General features: G+C 61.3%; 18 protein-coding genes. 1 reads left to right on the top strand and 17 read right to left on the bottom strand.

All coding sequences use genetic code 11. The annotated features are described in order from the left end of the window. Positions 1-147 precede the first annotated feature (147 nt). On the bottom strand, positions 148-1,047 hold the full coding sequence (locus LAN64_10790) for an alpha/beta fold hydrolase (GenBank protein ID MBZ5568321.1): 900 nt from the start codon (positions 1,045-1,047) through the stop codon (positions 148-150). A 649-nt stretch (positions 1,048-1,696) separates the two neighbouring features. Here LAN64_10790 and LAN64_10785 point away from each other — a divergent pair. Next, entirely contained in the window at positions 1,697-2,146 is a 450-nt protein-coding gene (locus LAN64_10785) for a hypothetical protein (protein MBZ5568320.1), read from the top strand. A gap of 307 nt (positions 2,147-2,453) precedes the next feature. Here LAN64_10785 and LAN64_10780 read toward each other — a convergent pair whose 3' ends face one another. The 16 genes from LAN64_10780 to LAN64_10705 form a co-directional block, all read right to left on the bottom strand. Next, positions 2,454-4,634, bottom strand: coding sequence for a prolyl oligopeptidase family serine peptidase (locus LAN64_10780; GenBank protein ID MBZ5568319.1), 2,181 nt, complete (start codon positions 4,632-4,634; stop codon positions 2,454-2,456). 115 nt (positions 4,635-4,749) lie between these two features. Continuing rightward, the gene (locus tag LAN64_10775; protein ID MBZ5568318.1) at positions 4,750-7,026 is read right to left on the bottom strand and encodes a hypothetical protein; all 2,277 of its coding nucleotides are present in this window, start codon (positions 7,024-7,026) and stop codon (positions 4,750-4,752) included. A 186-nt stretch (positions 7,027-7,212) separates the two neighbouring features. Then, positions 7,213-8,928, bottom strand: coding sequence for a M28 family peptidase (locus tag LAN64_10770; protein ID MBZ5568317.1), 1,716 nt, complete (start codon positions 8,926-8,928; stop codon positions 7,213-7,215). A gap of 136 nt (positions 8,929-9,064) precedes the next feature. Beyond that, positions 9,065-9,559, bottom strand: a complete 495-nt coding sequence (locus tag LAN64_10765; protein ID MBZ5568316.1) for a TlpA family protein disulfide reductase — start codon at positions 9,557-9,559, stop codon at positions 9,065-9,067. Between the two features lie 143 nt (positions 9,560-9,702). Further along, complete coding sequence (locus LAN64_10760; GenBank protein MBZ5568315.1) at positions 9,703-10,779, bottom strand: A/G-specific adenine glycosylase; 1,077 nt, start codon at positions 10,777-10,779, stop codon at positions 9,703-9,705. Between the two features lie 117 nt (positions 10,780-10,896). Then, positions 10,897-11,439, bottom strand: a complete 543-nt coding sequence (locus LAN64_10755) for a hypothetical protein (protein ID MBZ5568314.1) — start codon at positions 11,437-11,439, stop codon at positions 10,897-10,899. Between the two features lie 43 nt (positions 11,440-11,482). After that, positions 11,483-14,116 (bottom strand): hypothetical protein, encoded by a 2,634-nt coding sequence (locus LAN64_10750; protein ID MBZ5568313.1) that lies wholly within the window; start codon positions 14,114-14,116, stop codon positions 11,483-11,485. A gap of 14 nt (positions 14,117-14,130) precedes the next feature. Continuing rightward, positions 14,131-14,853, bottom strand: coding sequence for a prepilin-type N-terminal cleavage/methylation domain-containing protein (locus LAN64_10745; GenBank protein ID MBZ5568312.1), 723 nt, complete (start codon positions 14,851-14,853; stop codon positions 14,131-14,133). Between the two features lie 23 nt (positions 14,854-14,876). After that, positions 14,877-15,416 carry a hypothetical protein gene (locus tag LAN64_10740; GenBank protein ID MBZ5568311.1) on the bottom strand — a complete coding sequence of 180 codons (540 nt, stop codon included), beginning with the start codon at positions 15,414-15,416 and terminating at the stop codon, positions 14,877-14,879. Between the two features lie 11 nt (positions 15,417-15,427). After that, positions 15,428-16,003 (bottom strand): prepilin-type N-terminal cleavage/methylation domain-containing protein, encoded by a 576-nt coding sequence (locus LAN64_10735; GenBank protein MBZ5568310.1) that lies wholly within the window; start codon positions 16,001-16,003, stop codon positions 15,428-15,430. 395 nt (positions 16,004-16,398) lie between these two features. Further along, positions 16,399-16,947: a hypothetical protein gene (locus LAN64_10730; protein ID MBZ5568309.1), complete on the bottom strand. Its 549-nt coding sequence runs from the start codon at positions 16,945-16,947 to the stop codon at positions 16,399-16,401. A 100-nt stretch (positions 16,948-17,047) separates the two neighbouring features. Then, on the bottom strand, positions 17,048-17,851 hold the full coding sequence (locus LAN64_10725) for a hypothetical protein (protein ID MBZ5568308.1): 804 nt from the start codon (positions 17,849-17,851) through the stop codon (positions 17,048-17,050). Positions 17,852-18,280: 429 nt separating this feature from the next. Further along, the gene (locus LAN64_10720; GenBank protein ID MBZ5568307.1) at positions 18,281-19,690 is read right to left on the bottom strand and encodes a hypothetical protein; all 1,410 of its coding nucleotides are present in this window, start codon (positions 19,688-19,690) and stop codon (positions 18,281-18,283) included. Further along, positions 19,681-20,406: a prepilin-type N-terminal cleavage/methylation domain-containing protein gene (locus tag LAN64_10715; GenBank protein ID MBZ5568306.1), complete on the bottom strand. Its 726-nt coding sequence runs from the start codon at positions 20,404-20,406 to the stop codon at positions 19,681-19,683. Before LAN64_10715 ends, LAN64_10720 begins: the two co-directional genes overlap by 10 nt. After that, positions 20,403-20,945, bottom strand: coding sequence for a hypothetical protein (locus LAN64_10710; GenBank protein MBZ5568305.1), 543 nt, complete (start codon positions 20,943-20,945; stop codon positions 20,403-20,405). Before LAN64_10710 ends, LAN64_10715 begins: the two co-directional genes overlap by 4 nt. After that, positions 20,942-21,499, bottom strand: coding sequence for a prepilin-type N-terminal cleavage/methylation domain-containing protein (locus LAN64_10705; GenBank protein MBZ5568304.1), 558 nt, complete (start codon positions 21,497-21,499; stop codon positions 20,942-20,944). The genes LAN64_10710 and LAN64_10705 overlap by 4 nt, the downstream gene beginning before the upstream one ends. Between the last annotated feature and the right edge of the window lie 271 nt (positions 21,500-21,770).

Genomic DNA, 21,770 nt, shown 5'->3' with positions numbered 1-21,770 from the left:
CGGGCTATGTACTGGCGTCCTGACGGACTCGGCGCTGCGCGCCTCGGTCATGGCTGAAGCCATGACCTACCAATTGTGCCGTCCCTGTCCCACATCTGCCAAACCCGGGCAGATGTGGGCCACCGTCCGACTTCCCCCCCAACAAGGTCAGGGGAGGACTGACTTAATCCAGTCCAGCACGCGGTCGGCGAGCAGGGGTTGTTGCGACGCGAAGCCGTGGTTGGCACCATCCACGTACTGCACAGTGACGTTGGGATTATTCACCGCCGCTTTGTGCAGCCGTTCCGCAATCTCCGGCTCGATCAACTTGTCGGCCTTGCCCTGCAGGATCAGGACCGGGTTCTTCACCTTCTGAATGTTCTGGTAGGGATCGGATTTGGCGGAGGGGCCGCGCAGGCTGAGGAGATACCGCGGGGTGTAGAGAGCTTTTCCCAGAGGGCCCAAATCCACCAGCATCAGATCGCGGTCGTGACCCTCGGCTTGCATACGGAGCGCGTCGCTGACCGTCTCCTGCGCCGTTTTCTGTCCAAACTGCCAGACATTCCACTGAAACAAGTTGCCCGGCCCGCTGACGAGCACGGTGGCGGCTACGGTCGGATCACTGGACGCTGCCTGGTAATAGAGGACCCGGTTGGTGCCCATACTCTGCCCCAGCAACACGATCTTCTTAGCTCCCAGGCTATGCAGGTGCTCGACGCCGGCGGCGATGTCGGCTTGGTTGTCGGCGAAGTCCCAAATCTTAGGGCCGGTATCGTGGTCGCGCATGTTGAGCGCGAGTACGACCATGCCATGTTGGGCCGCGGTTCGGCCGAGATAGGGGAAATACGATTCGTAAAAGTTTGCGCCAAAGCCATGCACCAGCATTAGCCCAACCGGTCTGGGCACAGCAGCGGGGCGGTACACGATCGCGCTGAGGCGCACGCCGTCGGAAGTTGTCAGCGCAACCTGCTCGAGCGTCACACCGGGCTTGGCAGGCTGGGTAGCTTGTACGATGGCTGCGGCGGCGCACAGCAGGAGTGCAATCGCAATCGCATGAGAAAGTCGCACACGCGTTGCGCTCTGTTCCGGGGCAGCAGCGCGGGACCAAAATCGATGCCTCATGCCTGGAATTCTACCTGCAAATGCGGGGCTCAGCAGGACGCGATCGTTGACAACAGAGCAACTTGGACGTACCTGTCCTTATTCGAAAAGCGACAGCAGTCCAACAATCCACTCTTTTGTTCACGACAAGATCTTCAACTGCGGAAGTGAAGGGGCGCGTTCCGGCCGCGCTACTCCGTCGCCGCTCCACGATCCCGCCGTTTCCACTTGTCGTCTCGGACCCGCTCCAGGAGCGCACAGCGGTCGACGAGTTTCACGAATCGGCGGTCCGTATCAACCAAAGCAACGAATTCGCCACGGCGCCGGGCGGTTCTCGACCCGGCTCTTGGTAGAGTCGGGGTAGAGACTTTCGAAAGGTCAAGGAGAACCGCCTTGAAGAGTGGGCCGCTGCAGGCTCCCCCATGATGGAGGCACTCGTCCCCGAGAACCAAAACGGGAAGCCGTTCGCTGCCTTTCGCTGCCTAAGCGGAGCGAAAACAGGCCGGCGCGAGGACTGCCGGAACTACAATTAAGCTCAGGCATCGCTTGTGCGGCGGCGTTTTTGCCCACACGTGTTCCCTATGGCGATGCAAGTTCGGCCCAGGGAGAGGGTGGGATGAGAACTTCCGCGCACAAACTCTTGCAAGCGACGGCAGCGCCCTGGATTTTGGGAGCTGCGGTGGTGATCCTCGGCTACACGTCCGACCTGTGGCTGTCGCACCTGCTATCCAACGAGATGTACGACCTGGCCGATGACTTGATGTTGGGCATCCTGGTGGGGGTTGTGGGAAGCTGGTGGCTGCGCAGACGCAATCACGCGATCCGGCAGAAGCTGAATCGGGTTGTGAACATCAATCAGCTGATCCGCAACGAGCTGGAGGTGATTTCTTACTCGGCGCAAGCGACCAGCAAAGCCGCGGAGATCAAGCACATCGAGCAGTCGGTGAGACAGATCTCGTGGATCCTGCGCGAGCTGATGGGCCCCAGCTATGCTGCAGGCGAGCAGGAGACAGTCGCGATGGGTGCGCAAGCGGCCGGGCCGTCCGGGGGCATGGGCAAGGGTTGAGATGGGGACATTCTAAGTCTCACGAAAAACATTTCTGATTGCCGAAAACCCGCCAACCGTCAGTGATGTAGGACAGAAAACCCACAGGTCTGAAAGCGGTTCGACGGCGCTCAGGGCAGACTCTGAGGGACTCGGAGCAATACAGCTAAATTGACGGAAGAGGGCGGCAGCCGAACGCGGCTGCCGCCCTATCGTTTCCTAGTGCCCCGGTCTTTTAGGGAGTATCCCCCCTGTCGCTCCAAACCCGGGAGCGACAAGGGTGGGGCAACCACCGCCTCTAATACTCACAATCAGTCATACGGCTCGATCACTGGCCCCCCTTTTGCGAATCGGCGGCGGGCTTGGGCTGGAAATCGGGGTCGCCGAACTGCCAGAGGAAGAAGGAATAGGTGTCGGCGGTGAGTTGTTCCTGTTGCGGTTTGGTGGAGCCAAAGCCGTGGCCGGCATCGTAGTCGATGCGCAACAGCACGGGCTTGCCGCTGGAAGTGGCGGCTTGCAGGCGCGCCGCCATTTTGGCGGCCTCCCAAGAATCCACGCGCGGGTCGTTGATGCCGGTGGTAACCAGCACCGCCGGATAGGCAGTTTTGTCCTTGATGTGGTGATAGGCGCTCATCAGGTAGAGGCCCTTGAAGCCGTCCTTGGTTTTGATGGAACCAAACTCGGGCACGTTGGCGGGGCCGTTGGGGCTGGTTTCGAAGCGCAGCATGTCGCTGGCGGGAACGAGGTCGGCGGCGGCGGCGAACAGTTCCGGGCGCTGGGTGATGGAGCCGCCGACGGTGATGCCGCCGGCGCTGCCGCCGCGGATGCCCAGCTTCTTCGGCGAAGTGTACTTGTTCTGAATGAGGTATTCGGCGCAGGCGATGAAGTCGCTGATGGTGTTCTGCTTGGTCAACATGCGGCCGGCGTTGTGCCAGTCTTCGCCGTACTCACCACCGCCGCGGATGTGGGCCACGGCAAAGATGCCGCCGCGCTCCAGCCAGGACAGCAGCGTGGGGATGAACCCTGGATCTTGAGTAATGCCGTAGGCGCCGTAGCCGTTGAGGATAGTGGGCGCGGTACCGTTGAGCGGGGTGCCGCGCTTGAGGACGATGGAAAGCGGGACCATGGTGCCATCGGCGGAGCGCGCTTTCACCTCGCGCGCTTCGATTTGCGAGAAGTCCACCGGCGGGGGCGGCGCGAGCTTCAGGTCGGTGAGTTGATTGGTTTTGGGATCGTAGGCGAGGGTGACGCGCGGCTGGGTCCAGGATTCGGTACGGATGATGGCGCCGGGCGCGCGCTCGTCGACAAAGAGCTGATCGATGGAACCCTGGAACGGGAGCGGAACCTGCTGAGCTTTGCCGCCGTCGTAGGGAACGCGCAGGACTCGTCCGATACCGCCATCGAGTTGCTGGACGTAGAGGGCGTCGGCGGCGGTCTTGAGGTCGCGCAGGACAGGCTCGGCGGCGGGCAAAACGACCTGGGCGTGAGCGAGGTCAGGGTGCTTGAGGCTGGTGCGCAGAACCTGGTAGCGCGAGGCGTTATGGTGCGAGAGCAGATAGATGTCGTCGCCGTGAATGTCGGCGTTGGTGACATCGGCGTCCACATCGAGCAGCTTGCGCCAAGGAGTTTTCGCGCCGTTCAGCTCGGAGAGGCGGACATAGTAGAGGGTGATCTCGTTGCGAACACCATGGGCAATCACGCCGGCGATCCAGTCGGTACCGGGTGCAAAGGCGGCGATGGCGAAATCGGTGTCGGCAAACTGGACTTGCGGGGAGAGGCCGAAGCCGAATACGGGCTCGTCCTTGGCGGGGTCGGCGCCGAGCTTGTGCAGGTAATTCAGGGCGCGGAGATACTTGGCGGTGGGCGGATCGTTGGGCCCGAGCTTGTTGAGGCGAACGTAGAAAAACGACTTGTTGTCGGGCAGCCAACCGGTAACGCCGAAGTTGGCGCGTTCAATGGTGTCGGGAAGCTGCTTGCCGGAGTCCACGTCGAAGATGTGGAGGACGCTCTCCTCGGAACCGCCGGGCGAGATTCCGTAGGCTAGGTACTTACCGTCGAGGGAAGGAGCGAGGTAGTCAATTGAGTAATGGACGTTGCCCTGGGTGAGCTTCTCGGGATCGAGGAGCAGGGTTTCCTTGCCGGACTTGGCCTCGCGCACGTAGAGCTTGCGATTGGTGTCGCCGGGCATGGCCTTCAGGTAGAAGTAGCGACCGCCGAACGCCTGGAAGGAGTTGATCTGGATGCCGGCGTTATCGAGCTCCTGGATGCGGTGGAACAGCTTTTCGCGGCCGGGCAGGGACTGAAGCACCTCCTGGGTGTAGGTGGCCTGCGCCTTGGCCCAGGACTGGAATTCGGAAGACTTGACGTTCTCCATCCAGCGATAGGGGTCGGTAATCTTGGTGCCGTAGTAGTCGTCGGTGACCGGGCGGACGGGCGCGACGGGCGGCTTCTGTTGGGCGGATGCCATGGCGGCGAGCAGCAGGACAAGGGGAAGTACGCGAAAGCGCATGGAAGCTCCTTGGGAAGGCATTACGTACGGCGCGCGAGGAAAGTTCGCGATAAGAGTACGCGCCGGGCGGCGGAGGTGCAACCGGGGCGTGGGTCAACAGAAAAGCCGACAGCAATCAAACGCCGGTGGTGTGGGCGGAGTTGGCGGTGGGCGCGGCGTGGGCCTCGATGTATTCGTAGATGGCTTCGTTGGTGCAGACCTCATAGTACTGGCGGTCGGTCCAGCTCTTGACAGAAAAATCGCTGGCGTCAATGCGGGGGATGCGGCCTTCGCGCACCACGATGCGATGGAAGCTGCCGCCGCCGAGGGGAACCAGTCCACTGTAGATGCGGACGATTCCTTTTCCCCAGAGGGTGGGAAGTTCGACCTCGTGCAATTGGAGCGAGATCTCCTGCTGCAGGTCCCGGAAAGCTTCATCGTTGATGTTGATGCCGCCGACGTTATAGCGCATGAGGAACTCGTCGGGATTGCCGCCGGTGTCTTCGTCCTCGACGGTCTTGAAGGAGTACACGTTGAAAAGGCTTTCGACATCGGCGAGGCAGCGGCGCGCGCCCTTGTTGCAGGAAGAGAGGCGATCGCTCTCGTTGAGCGCCTTGGAGATCATGATGCGGGCATTGCCGTCCATCAAGTACATGGGGGCGGAAGCCTGGAAGGAGATGCCGATGCCCAGCTCGAGATTGGGCAGGCCGCCCTCGCGCGACTTGTCGTTGTAGGCACGGACGATGGAGATGATCTCGCGGGCCAAGACGCAGGTGCGGGCCACCGGGAATTCCTGCCGGCCTTCGTATCCGAAGAGCGCCAGGATCACGGCGTCGCCTTCAATGAAGACCTTGGTCGCCTGGTATTTCGGGAGCAGCTTGTTGACGGGTTCGTAGAAGTTCAGGCTGAAATAGGAGGCCGGATTGAGGCCGCGTTCCATGAGGGTTCGGGTCAGGGTGGTGGAATCGCGCACGTCGGCCTTGAGGATGACGTGGTTGATGACCTTCTCCTCCGCCGGCTTCTGCTCCTGGGGAAGGAGGAACTCGTAGAGCGTGTTGTTGATGGAGGAAAGCTCGCGCAGGCGCTGGTTGGAGATGAGATGGACGGCGTCGAGCGCCCGGTTGAGCACTTCCAGGCTGCGCAGGTCGCGGTGGTAGCGCATGAAATCGCGGAAGAAGCGGCCGGCTAACTTGGCACGATCAGCAGCACGATAGTTGTCGAGGCGGCGCAAGGCGGCCTCGAAATTGGCGGGCGAGAAGCGACTGTGTTCTTCCAGCATGCGCTCGACGCGGGTGCACTCGGTGCGATTGATGAGCGCATTCTTGAGCTGCTGGGCATGGATGGTCGGGGAATACTCGGCCAGCAGGGGGGCGGCTTCGTAGGCGGCGATGATGTGGGCCATGACCCCGTTGCGCTCGAGGGTGTCGGTCCAAGCGGCGAGCAAAGCCTTCTGAGCGCGACCCTTGGGACCGGATTCGTCGGGGGAGCCGCCGGCGACGAGTTCCTGGGCGTTGTCGGGCATGTTGAGCAGGGCATCAAGATCGACGTGGTCTTGACCTTCCGGAGTCGGCAAATCCAGGGACGCGAGGAAAACACGCGCGATTTCCTGTAGGGTACTGAAACGGTCGGGATCGCTGTCGAAGTTGCCGAGCATGACGTAGTGCTCGGCGTTGATGGAATCGTCGCGGCCGCCCTCGGAGAACATCAGGCGATTGAGCAGCAAAGAGTAGGCGGGATGATCGACGCCACCGAAGAGCGCCCGGCGCATGCGCGCGAGGGCTTCCTTCTCGACCTCGCGCAGCGTCTGAAAGAGTTCCTGGCTGGCTTTGCGGAGCAACTGTCCCTTGGCGAGTTGAAAGGCGGCGCAGCGCTCGCGGAATTCAACCCCCTTATAAATGTTGGCCTGGCGGGGACTTTCGTACTTGGCGACCTTGGCGCGCAAACGTTCGAGGATGCCGTTGTATTGCGCGGTCAACTCGGTGCGCAGCAGCTTGATGACGGCAAGGCGGGCGAGCAGGTCGAGGGAGAGGTTACTTTCGGCCTTGGCCCAGTTGAGGGCCAGGATCATCAGGTCGGTGAGCATGCGTTTGAAATCGGCGGGATCGGCGCCGGGCTTGGGAACGGGCTGGGGCGGCTCGCCTTTTCCCCAGAGAAACGACGGGGGCGCGATCTGCGGGATCTGGGGCGCGTCGGCAGTGACCAGATCCTCGACACTGCCGTACACGGCGATCAGATGCTGCACATGCAGGCGGACGACTTCGGCGAAAGTGGGGCTGAGGAAGACATCGTGGCGGACGTTGTCAATGCCGGCGAGCAGCCCGCTGAGTTCCAGGGTGGGGGAATAGCCGGTTAGCGACAGCTGCCGGGCAAGGTCGGATAAGCTTTCGCGCTGGAGAAATGGAAATGGCGCCATTCCGTGCACCAAGGAATGTTGGGAGCTCTTGCGGAGCAGAGGTTAGCACGGAGTGGGCCTGGAGGCGAAGGTTACGTTGGTTACTGAAAGGTAGCGGGCAGCGGGGTAGTCGGTAGTCGGTAGCCAGTAGTCCGGATTCGAACGACCCCGGCTCTACGGACGACGGACTACCGACTACGTTTTCGTTTACCGGACGCCGTTACGGGACAGCGATTGCAAGCTGGCTTTACGGGCGGCTTCGAATTCGTCGCCCAACTGCCAGCCAATGCCCTGGGGCTGGGAGGCGGCCTTCCAGCCGAGGCGGAAGCCGAAGCGCGCCATTTCGGCAGGCCCAGAGAAGTCCCAGTCGGGCTTGAATTCGTCGCTGGGCTGGTGGTAGTGCTTGGCGTTGTACTCGCGTTCCTGCTGGATGCCCCACGCGAGCGGATGTCCCTTGAACTTCATCCCTTCATTCACGGAAAAGGAGGGAATGCCGACGCGGGCGAAGCTGAAGTGGTCGGAGCGGTAATAGTAGCCGGCGGAGGGATTGGAATCGGGCTTGATGGCGAGGTTAAGTTCCTTGGCGGTCGCCTCGACCGTGGGATAGAAGGTGGTGCGCTCGGCGCCGGAGACGCTGACCTCCTGCGGGATGCCGTTGGGAGCGATGCCGTCGAAATTGAGGCCGAGGCTGATGTTGCCGGCCGGAATCGGCGGGTGCTTGCCGAGAAACTCCGAGCCACGCAGACCCTGCTCTTCGCCGGTCACGGAGGCGAACAGGATGGAGCGCTTAGGATGCTGTGCGGAAGCGGCGTAGGCGTGCGCCAATTCGAGCAGGACCCCGCATCCGGTGGCGTTGTCCACCGCGCCGTTGTAAATGTTGTCGCCGGGCTGCTCGGAGTGAATGCCAAGGTGGTCGTAGTGCGCGCTGTAGATAACAGCTTGATCCTTGAGGCGGGGATCGGAGCCGGGCAGCATGGCGAGGACGTTCTGCGATTCGAAGGGGCGTATCTTGCTCACCAGGTGGGCCTGCACCCGGACGGGCAGCGGAATGGGCTTGAAGTCGCGCGAATCCGCCTGCTTGAACAGGGCGTCAAGGTCCTGTCCGGAATTGGCGAGGAGTTTGCGCGCGAGCTCCAGTTGGATCCAGGAGGCGAGCTTGAGCTTGGGCTGGCCGTCGGCGCGGAGATAGGAGCGTTCGCCGCCCCAGGAATTCTGTACCACATCCCAGCCGTAGCTGGCCATGTCAGCTTGGTGAATGAGCATCACGCCGAGCGCGCCTTTGCGCGCCGCCTGCTCGTACTTATAGGTCCAGCGGCCGTAGTAGGTGAGGGCCTTGCCCTTGAAGAACTTGGGGTCGTCAGAGTTTGGCTCGTTGACGAACATGAGCAGGACCTTGCCGCGGACATCGGCGTCCTTGAAATCGTTCCACTGGTACTCGGGGGCTTCGATGCCGTAGCCGACAAAGACGAGGTCGGCGTCGAGATCGTCAGCGGCGTTTTGAGTTTCGTCCATGGCGACGATTTCGTCGCCCAGCTTGAGCTTCTCGGTCTTGCCAGCCTGCAGCAGGTAGATGTTGGTGGAAGGCTCGGTGGTGATGCCGACCATGGGCACTTTCTGCAGGAAGGCGCCGTTGTCGCCGGCGGGCTTCAGGCCGTAGGACTCAAACTGAGTGGCGATATATTCGGCGGCAATGTCACCGCCGCGCTGGCCGGTGCCGCGTCCTTCGAGCAGGTCGCTGGAGAGAAACTTGACGTGGGCGCGGATTCTCTGCGGGTCAATCGAGGCCATGGCCGCCACGGCGGCTGGCGGAAGAGCGGAGGCAGAGGCGGGAGTGGGGCGCTTGTGTTTTGAGGTGGGGTGTTTCTGCGCGATCAGCGGCGCGGTGGTCAGGGCGAAGATGAAGATCAAGAACACAGTTCGCATGAAGTCCTCGAGAATCACAGTTTCAGTTTCAGTTTCGGTTTCGGTTTCAGTCGCACGCGGCTTCGGGTCCTTGCTGAAACCGAAACTGCAACTGTCTTTCATCTAGCCCGCAACCTGCGGGTCAGTTGAGCGAGCCTCAACCGGCCTTGTAATCAGCGACGTCCTCGCCACGAGGAAAGACCGTGGGCGCAGCCCGAGAAGCTGCTGCGGACAAGTGGCGATTGATCACCTCCAAATCCTTCTTGCTCCAGCCCACGCTGGAAATCTCGATCTTGCCGCCGGAGGAGATCAGAAAAATGGTGGGGACGTTGGTCAGGCCGTAAGCGTTGGAGGCCGGATAGCGCTCCGGATCGTCGAGCAGCACAGGCATGGTGATGCCGTACTCGCGCATAAACGCCTGCGTCTCTTTTTTCGGATGCTGAGAGATGGCGACGACCCGCGACTTGCCTTGGTGTGCCTGATACAGGCGCTCGACGAAGGGCATGGCGTACTGGCACACCGGGCAGGTGACCTTGAAGAATGCCAGCGCAACGGGCCCGTGCTGGAGGGCGAGTCGCAAAGAAAAGTGTTGGCCGTGCATGTCGGGAAGCGAGACGTCGGGCGCCGCTTTTCCCGGAGTGAGCGTAGGCATCCTGGACCTCCGAAGAACAGTCTCCAGTTTTTGGTTGCTAGTTTCTAGAGGCCGGGCGCGGCGACCAGAAACCACAATGGTTAAAAGTTCCCGAATCCGCCAACCGCAGGCAGTTGCGGGACACCCATGTTGAACGGATGATTCTAAATCAGGGAGGCGCGGCGGAGAATCCTGCGCGCCAGGCCGGTGAGCGGAAGGGCAGCGGCATCCCGGATCGGAACCCAGCGTCCGCCCCGCAGGCCGGCGGCGCTGACGCGACAGACATGGGCGGTATGGTCGGTGACGGTAATGGAGTGGCGGAGGGTGAATTCGGGTGGGTTGACGTTGTTCGAGTTCCCACATCTGCCAACCCCAGGCAGATGTGGGGCACCATTCGGCAGTTGCGGAAGTTCCCACATGCCCGGCATCAGCGTTTCGCCGGCGCGACGGCGCACAAGATAAACGCGGTCGCCGCGGGATGCGAGGCCGTAGGTGGTCTCGGCGGATTTGCGCGGCGGCTTCGGCGGTCGGGCAATCCCCACCCTGTCTCGCCAACCCCGGGCGAAATGCGGGTGGGGCAAACCCTCCAACGCACCGCGGGTGACGCACAGGCGGCGAACGGGGCACGCGTCACAGCGCGGACGGAGGGGAAGGCAGACGACGGCGCCGAGTTCCATCATCGCCTGATTGAAATTGCCGGGAGAGCGCCGGCTGAGCAGTAGCCCGGCGGCATCCCAGATGCGCGGCAGGGATTCGCGAGGCCAGCCGAGAACACGGCGCAGAACGCGTTCGACGTTGCCGTCCACCACGGCGCTGGGCTCTCCGAAGGCAATGCTGGCGATGGCGGCCGCCGTGTAACGCCCGATGCCGGGCAGCGAACGCAGCGATGTGGCGCGGGACGGCAGTTCGCCGGCGTGGTCGCGCATGAGGAGGCGCGCGGCATGGTGCAGCGCCCGGGCACGGCGGTAATAGCCGAGGCCACTCCAGGCGGCGAGGACGTGCTGGAGCTTGGCCGAGGCCAAGGTTTTCACGTCAGGAAAACGGCGCAGGAACTCAGCATAGTGGTCGCGGACGGCGCCGACCCTGGTCTGCTGCAGCATGACCTCGGAAATCCAAATGCGGTATGGATCGCGCGTGCTGCGCCACGGCAGAGGGCGGCAGTGACGCGCGTACCAGCGCAGCAGGGCGGCGCGGAAGAGGCCCAGGTCAGCCGGAACGAGCGTGAGCGGGTTGCTTGGCAAGACGTCGCGCGCATTGTAAAGTCGCGGGCCAGCAAAGTCATCCGACGAGGCGTGGCCCAACTGAGGCAAAGAAATGCTTGCCGAGAGTGTGCCGGGGTAACGCGCTCGCGAGGGAAACTAATTAAGCAGGCCTGGCGCGGTGCTCGCGGGTGGATTTGTCGCCGGCTGAGCGCCATCGGACTGGCCGCTGGAGGCGCCGCTGGACTTCAGCTTGTCAATTTCCTGCTGGTTCTCAGCCAGGGCTTCCTTGGCCTGCTTCACGACTTCGCTGAGGGTGGCAACGCGGTTCTCATCATTGCTGGCGGCAATCTTTTCCTGTAACTGCTTGATGATCTTTTCCAGACTGTCGTGCTCTTTCATCAGTTCCTGGAGCTTGGTTGGCTTCTCGGCGGCCACGGCACCCTTGTCGGCGCCCTTACTGGCGTCGGGTTTGGTACCAGCCGGCGAAGCGGAGACCGCGGGAGAGGAAGCGGGCGGATTGCTGGCCTCCGGACTGGGCGGGATCTCGTCATTGGTGACCACCCGTTTGGCCTTCGAGGCAGACTTTTGCCTGGCAACGTCGGCCAGCGACAGTTGGCTTGACTGCGCCCACATCATGGCTCCCGCTAACCAGCAGAACAGCGAAGCTGCTGCGTAGACTAGAACAGTTGTCCGCTTCATCACGCTCTCCTCCCGCACACACGAATAGGTGACAGTGCGCGTGTTAGTACACTAGCGGTCGAAGGCTCACGATCTGCAGCCCATTGGGGCTCAAGACGGGCACGTAAGGAACTTTCGCAAGCATATCGTCGGCCCAACAGTGGTTGTACTGAATGCCATTGCCGCCGCCGCCGTTCCAGTTCGCGGTGGGTGAGTTGAGGGTGCCTCCCGAGGTGTTAGCAACGAAAACCGATCCATTAATCTGCCCGTTTCCGCCGCCGTTCATCACTGAAGCCCCGGCGCCGATGACCAGGATCAGACCATTCCAGGAGTAATTGCCACTGAAGGTTAAGGTGCCGGTAACCACCAGAATTCCGTAGCCGGTGGTGGGGCCCATATCAAAGTCGCCATTCACCACGTTGATGGCGGGATTGGCCGCGGTTCCTTGGTTGATGCTGGCGGGATTGCTGCCGTACACGTTGGTTGCCACTGAGGTGACCGCGCCGACGAAGGAGTCCAGATCGGTGGCTGTCATGGAACCCAGGTTCGCGTTGTGCACGTCGGGAGCGGAACTCGCTCCGATGTAGTTATTGGGCTTGCCCAGATCACTGATCACGGTGTCGACGGCACTGGGGCCGGTGGCGCCGGTGGGATCGTAAATGCCAATCGCATCTTTCGGCGGGTAGGGGGTGGTATTGCAAGACGGGGGAGCGGTGCCACAAGTCGGGCAGTCAGTCCCGATCATATGAAAAGGATTGGAATTGGGCGTGCCGAATGTCGGGTTGGGCCCGATCAGGGTGAGCGCACCGCCCAGTCCAAGAGTGAACTGGGTATAGTTGGCAGCCGTCTCTAGCTGCATCATGGCGCGGGCGCCGGTGGGAGTGACGGCGAGAGCAGTCAGCAGATAAACCTGCCCAAAGTAGGAGCCCCCCGCTCCCACGCTTGCCACCGCAGCAGCACTCGAACCTCCGCCACCGCTGATGGTGACAGTGGGTGGGCTGGCCTGGGAGTATCCAGTGCCCCCATTCGTTATCTGAATCCCGGCTACACCGAAGCTGGGAGTGATGGAGGCGGTACCGGTGGCCTGTACGCCGCCACAAGACGACAGCGGAGTACAAGGCGGAGCGATAATCAGTGTCGGATCAGCCGTATATCCGCTGCCGTTTCCTCCTACCGGAATGATAAGGGAGGAGACAGCTCCCGCACCACCGCTTGCGGCCAACGTCGCCGTAGCCGACGGAGTTCCGCCCACTGGGGTGGCTCCCGAAAACGACACTGCCGGGGGGTGCCCGACCTGGTACGAGCCACCCGTGGTGACCGGAATCGTGCTGATCTGAATGCCGTAGGTCGGCGTGATGGTCACCCCTGAGCAGGGCGAAGCGACGCTGAAGGTGGTGGGAACGGTGGAATAGCTGCCTGGGTTGGTGGACGCACTCACGGTAAGAGAGTCCGCATGGCTGCCGCTGGAGACGGTAGCCCCCGCAAAGGCAACCGTTCCCGTCCCATTCGTGGCGGTGATCGCTGCCGGCCCTAAGTGCTTATCGTTGCAGCTTCCACCGGCAGTCACAGAATAAATGCAGGAATTGCCGGTCATGGTTGCCGAGGCAGTCGCGCCTGGTGGGTTGAAACTAACGGTCGGTTTTGAGCCTATTGCATAGCAAGCCGGTTTCGTTGGACTGCTCCAACTCACCGACTGGACCGGGAGGGTGGTGTTCAGGCTGGCGTTCACCGCTGCGCCGCTGCCGTTTCCGTCCGTTGGAGTAATGGTGATGGCGGGCACGCTGCTATACCCGGCGCCCGGATTAGTGAGCGTGACGCTGGTGACCCCGGAGGGCAGTTCGAAGATGGTTGCGGTTGCCGTCGCCCCCGACCCTGGGCCGCTGAACGACACGGTAGGGACTGAAGTGTAGCCGGAACCGGAAGCGGTCACGGAAACGTTGGTCACGGTGCCACTCGGCGGGGTGCAGTCGGCGTGGAACCCGGCAGCCTTTTGCTGTTCCCGGCTGCCGTTCCAGCACACTTGCGTGCCGGTGCCGGTACCCACTGTGACCGGGGTCATGTTGTCGGCCTTGAGGTGGATGCGCACCCACTTGTAGGTCAAGGGGATTTTGTGGCCGGCGGCATCCTGGAGCTGGTAGGCGGTCTCGAGCGTGGCTGCGTCTCCTGTTCCGGTGGCGCCAGTATTGGTTGTCTTCGAGCTGTTGTCGTACCACGCGTACCACGCGCTGCCGGAAGGGACCGAGGCCGAAGTTGCCGGGCAGGGCACGCCCGGCGTTCCCGCCGTTACCCCCAGGTTGTTGACGAAGTAAGCCTCCTGGCAAAGTTCGGTGTCGAAGTACTTGTTGGTGGGGTCCCAAGGGGCAACAGTTTCGCCGGGCGAAGGGTTGAGGATGTAAAGCACGTTGCGGGCCGAGGTCGAAGGCAGGGCGGTGGGAACAATGTTCAACCCGCCGAAAGACAGGTTGGTGCCTTCGCCGAGATCGCCGTTCAAGGGATGAACGCGGTCGCGCGCTTCCTGCAGGCCACCCAGGGCGCCAAAGAACGCGCCTTGCTTGTCGCGATAGTTAACGCTGATCGATGTCTCCGTGTCCGATGAAAACAGCATGGCGATGGCGATGCCGGAGAGCAGCAGCAAGGCAAAGATAGTGAGGAACAGCGCCACTCCACGTTGTGCGCCGTGCTTTCCTCTGCGTGGCATGTGTCGTTCGCGCATCATTTGCACCCCATAACCGTGCCTGTTGTGGCGGGATAGGCGACGGAACAGTTATTCAGCCGCACCGTAGAGAGCAACGCCAAAGTGGGCTTCTGATGCGTTTGCAGGTCCTGGTGCGGCGATTGGACCTTCAGCGTGACCGAGACCGAGTTGATGTTGGCCATGGCATTGTTGGTGATGTCGATGGGAAGCGCCACGGCGGTGCCGTCGGCGTAGTAGGCCTGGAAAATCGGGTCCGACGTGGTGCCGTTGAGCACGTGCTGGACTTCGGTTTGATCGGATTCGCCCTGGCCGGTCAGAGGATCCCCCGAAACCTTGGGCGTCTCGCTCCGCACGACGCACGGGCAATCCGCACCGGTCGCGACCAGCTTGTAATGGATGACAGAGACATTTCCGCTGCCGTCGATCGACGATTCAAACCACAGCTCGCCTACATCCAGCTTCACCAATCCGACAGCTTCCTGCGGGCTGTCCGCCGCCGGGCTGACGGGATCTGCGTCAAAATTGCGGGTGTTGGGGTAGCCGGAGACGCGCAGGTCGCGCGACATCTGGTCCATGAACTGGCGAGATTCCTGGAACAGGTCCATCTTCGCCGCTTGAGAACCCGAAGATTTCTGGCCTTGAATAATCTGGCCGAAAATCGCGCCCATGATGACGGTGGTGATGGCGCAGGCGACCAGCATTTCGATCATGGAGAACCCGGCTTGGCGCTTCCGATTCATACTCTCTCTCTCTTCCTGTCAACTTATTGCGGTCCCACAAACGTCCGGAAAGTGACCGGCAAAGCGAAAGTAAAACGCCCCGTAGTCATGCCTTGGGGCCGCGCCGCTACCGTTACCAGGTAGGTGTTGACTGAAACCTGGGTGACGTTCCAGCGCACGTCGTAGGTAGCCTGCGTTCCGGCTTCGCCGCCGCCATTGCAGACGACGAAATTCATGTGGTACCCGGAGGGCGGACTCGCCTGTGTGAAATCAATGCCTGACCCGCTCAGGTCAGCGCCGCCGGTGTTGGTGTTGATGGTCCAGGTGGTTGGCGTCGAGGCGCAATCGGTCATTTGGGACGGCCCCCCGCGCGCCAGCACCGCCGTGATCTGCTCGATGACCGACTGGGAAAGCATGGTTGCAGTGGTGTCCACCCGGCTGCGGCCGTTATTGCCGATTGCGGTCGCAAACAAGGCCGTGATCGAAAGCAGCCCGAAAATCAGGATGAAGCCGGCGATCATCGCTTCCAAAATCGTGAACCCGGCTTGCCGCTTACGTCTCCGCGCTTGCAGGATTTTGCTCACAGACTTCCTCGCTAGTTTTTCCACGCGCCACCGTCCCAATACCAAGCTTTCATCCGGCCGGCGGGCGAAACGCACATGGCCGCCCACGCCGTGCTCATGTTCATGCTGCCCTGGTAGGTGAAGTAGTACGCGTATGACTGGTTGCTGGAGCAGCTACCGCCGCTGTACAGACAGGGGGTACCCATTTGATTGAAGTAGGTGTCGTCGGTTGTGTCGGGCGAGATCGAAGAAGAGCCACACGCCGCGGCATCCAGGGGCTCGGGAGCGGTTCCCGACGGCGCGTCTACTTTGGCGAACCTCATTGGCAACCAAAGCTGGGGCGCTGATGTCGTGAGCCCGCTCGGGCTGATTCCGTTGTCCACGTATGCCACCCAGTTGTTGTTGCTGAGCTGGAAACGGACCCGCGTAATCTTGTTCTGTTTCACCGCCAACGCGCGACTGTTCTGATACAGGGTGGAGAGACTGCCCATGCCCTGTCGCAGCCGAGTATTCGCCACCACCGTGATCATTGAGGGAACGGCAACGGTGGCCGCAACCAGGACCATGGCGAGCACAATCATCAGCTCCAGCATGGAGAAGCCGGCCACCCGCAGTGATCGCAGCCGCGGGGTCCTGTCATACCGATGAACTGTTTTCCTTGAGCTCCTCATCGAAGTTCTCCGGGAATAACGGTGGTACGTGGCTCGCCACAACAGAGCACGGTGTAACTACTTGAGCCATTGGTACCGCTCATCGCATCATCCTCTTCCTGCGCACGACCGCCCCACGAGGGCAGCGCGCCTGGCTGTCGAATGTTGTGCCACGGCTGCCTTGCAGCCGGATAATTGGGGGAGGGGGAGCGAAACATTTACAGGATTCCACGGGAAATCGGTCGCAACTAGATAACGGAAGGACAGCTACGTTGGTCACCCGGGCGGTGATCTGGGCAATCGGCGTGGCAGTTAGCTGCCTGCGAGGTTACTTTCGGAATGCGCCACCATCACTATTTAGGCGGGCCTTGCGCGGAGGTCGCGGGCAGAACAGTCGGCGGTTGAGCGGCAGCGGACTGGCCGCTTGCGGCGTCGCTGGCCTTCAGTGCGTCAATTTCCTGCCGGTTCTCAGCCAGGAGTTCCATGGTGTGCTTCATGACGTCGCTGAGGGCAGCAATGCGGTCCTGATCATTGGTGGCGTCAATCTTCTCCTGCATCTGCTTGATGATCTTCTCCAGACTCTCGTTCTCGTTCATCAGTTCCTGGAGCTTGGTCGGCTTCTCGGCGGACGCGGTGCCCTTGTCGGCGTCTTTGTGGACGGCGGGCTTTGTCCCAGAACCGGCTGCCGCAGCTGAGGCCGCGGAGGAGGAAGTGGCCGGATTGTCGGCCAGCGGGCTGGGCGGGATCTCGTCGTTGGTGACCACTCTCGTAGCCTTGGCGGTGGGCTTCTGCCTGGCAACGTCGGGGAGCGACGGTTGGACAGACTGCGCCCACATCATGGCTCCCGCGAACCAGCAGAACAGCGAAGCTACCGCGCAGACCAGAACAGGTATCCGCTTCATCGCACTTCCCTCGTATGGTCCCTTAGCTTTGAGTTCGCGATTATCGACCTCGCGCTCATCAGAATCTCCCTAGCGAAATGGGGGCAACCGGCGTCGCGAGCTACCAACCTATCATCTTCACCTCGCGAAAATCGGACGGGGTGAACGATTCCAGACGCCCGTTTTTGGCGACTAGGATGAATGCGCCCTTCGCGTCCTGAGGGTCTACCACAACAAGGAGCCCATCTGCGCTACTGGGCAAGTCCGCTTCACTGGAAGCCGGGTCCCAGTTCACGTTTTTCAATTCCTCGTTGGAAACGCGGGCGATGGCGGCGAGCTTTTCGTAGCGCGCATCGTAGACCAGCTTTCCGTTGAGCAGGACGCAAATGCGTTTAGAGTCATCTACACCTTGCAGGACGTATACCGACTCGCTGTCCTCCGGCAAGCTCGAAGGGTGGAGGCGTAGCGGGAACAGTGGTCCCTCACCTGAATGCGGTGGTCCGGCAGGGAGGTCGGCGGCATTGGCCAGCCGCCAATTCTGGACCCGGGGAATCAGAACCGCGTCGCGGTAATCCATGGCCGATCCATCCCCCAGGGTGATGGCGCTCATGGTCTGCAAATCCTGCTGCGGGAGGGGGAAGCCGGCGACGGCGATGAGAACGCAGCCGACGGCAATCGCTATGGCAACCTTCGTGCTCCATTGCAAGCGGCGCGGGTTGTTGGGAACCGAGCGCGGGTGAGTCTCCCCTGGCAACTCCGCAATCCTGGCCGCGAACTGGGCCATGGCGTCCAGGTAGGCCGTAAGCCTAGTCGACAGATCGTCCGGCACCACCGGCAAACTCAACTCGATCCCACCGTCGCCCACGGACAGGAAAGCCGCGCCTGCCTTGCACAATGTTCTCAATTCCTCAACGGAGTTGGTCAAACGAAAACTCCGCGCGTCTGCATGGTTCTTGAAGCGGAATACGTAAGCTGCGTCCAGATACGGATCTCCGATGCGGAGGGGCACGCCGCTCAGGTCGCGGGAGGCGGCGCTGCAAGGCGTGGCAGACAGAGTCAGTTGAACCGGAACCTGCATCGTCAGGCGTAGTTCAGGGGAAAAGTCCGATCGCGAAAAGCGAATTACGATCGGTTTTCCGCGATGCTTTCCGCGCAGGAGAAGATCGCCCTTGTCCCGTCTGGCAGACTTCTTCCAACGCAGCGGAAGCGCCTTGACTCGCGCAAGTATGTCCCAGTATCCGGCCCAAGTTCGCAGCCTCGATGCCTGATAGGCAACTTCCCAGATCAAGGCGGCGGCGCACAGGCACAACACGGCAATGGGCAACAGGCTAGTCACGGCGCTCCGGATTCGATCTCAAAACTTGTTCCAATTGAACCAACTAACGTGGAACTTACTTGCGCTTGCGGTGCTGCTTCCTAACGCCTGATCGTAGTGGAACTTGGCGCCCCCGCTCGCGGTCACTGACTTGGCAATGATAGAACCATACCAGTCGTTGCTTCCGCTGACCGTGACCGGGGCATTGGGAGCGTTAACTATCGCGTAGGTGGCCGAAGAACCCGATAACGGAAAGTTGCCAGTTCCCGAGTAGTTGATCTGCAGGTTAGAGGGGACTCCGCTCGAATTACTCAGCCAGCTACCACTTGCCGTAATCGGGCTGCTAGGAGAAGTGAACACAATGCAGACCTTGCCGGAGTCCACGGCAAAGGCGAAAGATCCGCTCGTGGTCAGGCTGTAGAAGTTGTAGACGTTGCAACTGCTGCTGCCGCCTGTCAAGTGGACCGTCGCCGTACCACTGCTGATCAGGGCGTTGTAGGTACCAGGGTTCAACGTGATATTCCCGCCCGAGCCTGAACAACTACCAGCCGGGAATTTTGAGCAGCCACTGCCCAGAACGATCGACGAGCTAGTGGGAGTGCCGGTCGGAGCCATTGGGGGCGGGGGTGTCCATGCCGCCGAAAGGTGGGTCACCCCGTTGTCAATGCTTCCGCTGCCGCTCCAGTTGTAGGAGTTCGCGGGGCAGGCGCCCTTGCTGGCTCCGAGCGGGCTGGAAAAGGCCCCGTGGATGGTGACACCGGGAGAGCCGCTGGCCAGAAGGCTTCCGTTTGTGCCCATATCACCGCCGGAATTGGCGCGGGTGGCAGCGTAAGTTCCGTTGTCCGAGTTGAAGCTGTCCGTGGTCACGTTGCCGCTGAAGGTCAGCGCACTGCACGCCGTCGACGTCGCAAAAACGGCATAAGCCGGCGTGGAACTAACCACCCGCTCGATTCTCTCCCTCACGGACACCTTCGCCGAGCGCACGCCGGCTATGCTTCCGGTGGAATTGATTTCCCATACCTGCGCGGGCGGGGTACCGGCTGTCTGGGAGATCAGCGTGGCGGTCACGGCAAACGTAGCCCCCGACATGTTCGGCACGGACTGGTTGGTCAGAGCGTTGGCAAAGTTGGTCTTGATCGTCGTGTCCGGGTAATAAGCGGTGGTGGCGCCATCGGCGGTCAGGATGATCGCGTGACCGGAGGTGTCCTGCACCGGATTCGTGCCGGTGAATCCCGAATAGCTAGTAGGCGCCGTGTACATTGTGGAGTCGTCGTTCGGATTGGCGAGCCAAAGCGCAGCCCGTTGCGCACCCGCTTCCGCCGCGTAGCGGGCTTGGGTCATGACACGGTAATTCGTGGTCGTCCAGATTTCTGTCTGCGTAGTAGAAATCAGTGACGCCGTCAACGCGGACAGCGTCAACAAGATCAGGAGGGCCAGGATCAGCGCCACTCCTCGTTCGGACTTCCTGCGCTTACGGCTAATCCCGCCGGCGTTGCCAGCAATCGGCTTGTCATTCCCGTGGCGTTCGCCATATCAATGCCTGCCAAAATGTTACGCGGCGAAAGGTTCAGGAACGACTTCGTCATCTGGATGTAGGCGCCGGATTGCATATCCCTGTACGGAGTTTGCACGGTAATCGTGAATGCGACGCCGGGGATGAATGTGGAACCGCCGGCGGTCACGCTGGATGCGTACTGGAAGCAGGCGGTTCCGCCTGGATTCGGATACACATTGTCCACCAGGACGACACCAGGGTTGATGGAGGCCAACGCGCTATAAGGAGTCACTGAACGGGTTAGCGTGTGTGAAGTTGATGCGTCGCAAACGTATTGCACCTGGACCAGGGACCCGTCCCCATTAATGTCGCCGATGATCGTCAGCGTCGTGGCGGTCGACGAGCTTAAGATACCTTGGGGATAAACGCCGGTGCCATTGACCGCCGCCCCCGCCTGGCCGATCTCCTGGCCCATGAGTTCGGCCGCGCTGCGGACGCCAGCGTGCATGTTGGCCCTGGCTTGCGTTGAGGTATAGGACTTTTGAGAATAGCCGAGGGCGGCGATGGCCGCGCCAGCCACGACGGTCATGACTGCCACGCTGGCCAGTAACTCCAGCAACGAGAAGCCAGCGCTGGCAAGCCTTTTCCGAGATCGAATACCCCTCTTCATTGCAAGTTCACCTTGTAGCAGGACAGCGTGGTGCGAGCCGCCGCGAAGGATGCCCCGTTTGTCCGGGTCGCCGCAGCAACCACGGTGATCGTCTTCACCCGAGCCGTTGAATCGGTAGTGATCCGCCACACCCGGATGTAAACGGCGCCAGTAGAACTGGTTGACAACGTGCCTGTCGAATTGAGGTAGTCCACGTAACTCGAGACCGGAGAGCCGGCGTTCAATCCCCCTACAGTGGCGCTGGCCGCCATCGTTCCCCCTAAGCCGGTTCCCCCCGTCGCGGCGGCAGGATAGGTCCGCGTGTCAGTCGATCCGTCGTTGAAGGTGAGCGCCATCAGCGATTCCATTTTGTCCTGTGCATACTCCGTAGTGCGCGTGGCGTTCTCGCCTTGGTTGGCGTTCTGCAGGACCGAAACGCTAAGCAGACCCATGAGCCCCACCACCCCCACCAACAGGATGGAGGTCGCGATCATGGTTTCCAGGAGCGTCACTCCCGCCTGCCACCGACGGTGGGACGCGCGCATGAGATAGAGATTCATTTCACTACCCGCCATCCGCTCGCTTGGTATCTCCAGGTTGCGATTCTGCCGTCGGCATACACCGTTATCGCCCGATAATTGCCTTGGCCATCCGTCAGATAAATCGCGTTGTTGCCGGTCGCCGCCCCTGCGTTGTCTACGGGATAACCCCGCGAATTGAAGATGACCGGTGAAGTCTGCGCAATGGAAGACTGCGGCTGAGCAGCGGCAGAGATTGAGCCGTAGCTGAAGCTCATTCCTGGAGACAGTCTTAGCAGGGGTCCGTCAATAATCCAGTTACCGGCAGTGCTGCAACCGCTGGTGCATAGCTTAGCCTGGTAGGTTGAAGCGCTGGTATTGAAGGCGAGTTGGCCATTAGCGAAATTCGCTGCGGCTCTCATTCTGGCCAACGACAACTGACTCGAGAGCGCGGCTGTGTCCCCCAGCAGACGGTAGGTGCGCACCAGGTTCTGCGCTGAGGGAATCGCAATCGCCGCAACCACCATGCTCAGAGCGAGGACGACCACTAACTCAACCATCGAAAAGCCATCGGCCTCATTGCCCTGCTTACCCATATGAACGCCGTGAGTATTTAGAGGGTATTTCATAAATGGTGTTCGACAATCTCAGCAGCCGGCCCGTAGCGGTTAAAACCGCATCCGTTGCGGCGCCGAGCGGCGCGGCTGAAGCCGCGCCCATTCCAGTAACCATTTCTGCAACACGCTCCAGCCCTCGGTCCCTCTTTCGTCCAAAAGGATCTTCCGCAAATTGCCCGAAGCATACCAGACGAATAAGAGCGCGAAATACATTACCGCCGTACCTGTTTTCCGTGGAGTCTTGTAAATG

Source organism: Terriglobia bacterium, assembly GCA_020073185.1.
Classification (GTDB): Bacteria; Acidobacteriota; Terriglobia; order Terriglobales; family Acidobacteriaceae; genus JAIQGF01.
The sequence above is the reverse complement of the archived record's forward strand: the minus strand, read 5'-3'. Positions and strand labels throughout refer to the sequence as shown.